The sequence below is a fragment of the Microcystis sp. LE19-10.1B genome (assembly GCF_027530565.1).
Classification (GTDB): Bacteria; Cyanobacteriota; Cyanobacteriia; order Cyanobacteriales; family Microcystaceae; genus Microcystis; species Microcystis aeruginosa.
The window spans coordinates 1-2,438 of the sequence record NZ_JAPZQM010000712.1 but is presented as its reverse complement, the minus strand read 5'-3'; the positions used below and the strand labels follow the sequence as shown (position 1 = coordinate 2,438).

Genomic DNA, 2,438 nt, shown 5'->3' with positions numbered 1-2,438 from the left:
AGAATTAGCTTTCTAACTCTATCTGCATTCCATTAATCTTATCGCGTTGCTTGAGTTCAATTTAGATTTTGTCATTCCGAGTGCAGCGAGGAATCTTTTGTTTTGTTGCGCTCTCGCGCACGCTCAAGCCGCTGGGCGTTCGTCATCGCAACGGGGCTGGAATCTTCTGCACCCACAGCCTTCCGCACCGCCTCGCAGAATCTTCAAGGCCCCTGATGCGATGACTGAGAGATTGATTTCTAATTGAATGCGGATTTCATAAATCTTCTTTTGTACTAGCTACTCATAGAATGAAACTTGAGTGCGTGGACGTGCACGAACGGAGCGGCCCACTCGGGCATGTGCGGTTGCAAAGCGGTTAGCAGAGGGTAGAGGGGCAGCGTGCCTTTTTCTTTTGCTACTTTTCTTTTGGGCATGCAAAAGAAAAGTGAAAACTCCATTTGCCGCTACCGCGCACGCTCAAGCCGCTGGGCGTTCCCCTCATCCCCAACCCTTCTCCCAAGGGAGAAGGGAGTTACTTGCCTGTTGGTGGATCTTAGTCCATCACCGAATTATTACTTATCGTAAAAAAAGGCTAGATTCAATAAAAAAAATGGGTCGTTTTATTCCGTAACCATGTAACCCTGACATGTGTTTATAACAAATCTGAAGGAAATCACATGCTAACATTTATACAGAAGCTAATTCGGCAGGGCACAAACGAAAACTTTGCCGATGGGCATAACAGGCGACTTATTTACACCAACATCATCTACATCACTCTTCCTTTGGTGTATACGTTGTTTGTGCTCATCGATTTACCTAATTACATTAAGCCACTTGACCAATTAGCGTGGGATCAGTTCATTTTTATTGTTGAGATCATAATTTGTGGTGCATCGCTATACCTCAATAAAATCGGACACTCGAAGTTTGGGCGTTTATTGTTTATTCTTAGCTGGCCATTGTTAATGCACATCATACCAATTTGGCATCAGAAAACACCCTCTGATTATTATATGGCCTATCCGGTTGGTTTGATTTTTCATGCTTTGCTCATTCACCTCATGTTCTCGAGGAGAACAGAAGCCAAACTGTTCTGGCCTTTGCTCGTCTTGAACTTTGTTTTGATCGTAACGTCCATTCCATTTTTACTTAAGTATGAAGATAGAGTTACGCCCGACTTACTTGCGTTGGTAGACGACAAGTATTTCTTCATGGTAATCATTCTGTATTATCTGCTCTTTTCTTTTGTTATCTTTTTACTGATGCAAGCCATCGAACACCTGTTTATAGACATTTCGAAGGCTAACAAAGTTATTCAAGAACAGAAGGAAGAAGTTACCGCTATTAATGAAGAGCTTACACAAAGCAACAACGCGCTTATCCAACTTAACGAAGAAGTAAGCGCACTCAATCAAAACCTGGAAGCAATTGTTACCAAACGCACCGAAGAATTGGCACAGAAAAACGAGCAACTAACCGAATATGCTTTTTATAATGCCCATAAGTTGCGTGCTCCCTTTTGTCGCATCAAAGGCTTACAGCAATTAAAAGCCTTTTCTACACCTGAAGAACAACAGTACATCGATAGTTTGATGCAAACGGAATTAGAAGAGCTCGACAGAATCATTCGTGAAATACGCGGATTGTCTCCGAATAGATGCAGCGAGGAATTTTTTGGTTTGTTGCGCTACCGCGCATGCTCAAGCCGCTGGGCGTTCCCCTCATCCCCGGCCCTTCTCCCAAGGGAGAAGGGAGTAGCTTCGAAATCAAGGCCCCTTATGCGATGACTGAGAGTTAGCTTTCTAACGCTATCTGCATTCCATGAATCTTATCGCGCTGCCTAATTTCAATTTAGATTTTGTCATTCCGAGTGCAGCGAGGAATCTTTTGGTTTTTTGCGCTACCGCGCACGCTCAAGTAGCTTGGAGTTCCCCTGATCGCCAGCTCTGCAAGGGAAGAAGGGAGGTGACGTAGGGTCAAGTATCGTCTCTCGAAGAGGACGATACGACACACCTTGCGCTGCTTTTTCTCACATCGTCCCCTTCGGGAGACGATGCGGGACGGGAAGAAAAGTGAGATCTCGATTTGCGCTATCGCGCACGCTCAAGCCTCTGGGCGTTCGTCATCGCACCGGGGCTGGAATCTTCTGCACCCGCAACCTTCCGCACCGCCTCGCAGAATCTTCAAGGCCCCTTATGCGATGACTGAGAGATTGCTTTCTAATTGAATGCGAATTTCATAAAACTTATTGCGTTGCTTGTGTTCAATTTAGATTTTGTCATTCCGAGAGCAGCGAGGAATTTTTTGGTTTGTTGCGCTATCGCGCACGCTCAAGCCGCTAGGCGTTCGTCATCGCAACGGGGCTGGAATCTTCTGCACTCACAACCTTCCGCACCGCCTCGCAGAATCTTCAAGGCCCCTTATGCGATGACTGAGAATTAGCTTTCTAACTC

General features: G+C 45.5%; 1 protein-coding gene. It reads left to right on the top strand.

Going from position 1 to position 2,438, the window contains the following annotated elements; translation table 11 throughout:
• Positions 1-659 precede the first annotated feature (659 nt).
• Positions 660-1,772: a hypothetical protein gene (locus tag O9332_RS25245; RefSeq protein WP_288027842.1), complete on the top strand. Its 1,113-nt coding sequence runs from the start codon at positions 660-662 to the stop codon at positions 1,770-1,772.
• Positions 1,773-2,438 lie beyond the last annotated feature (666 nt).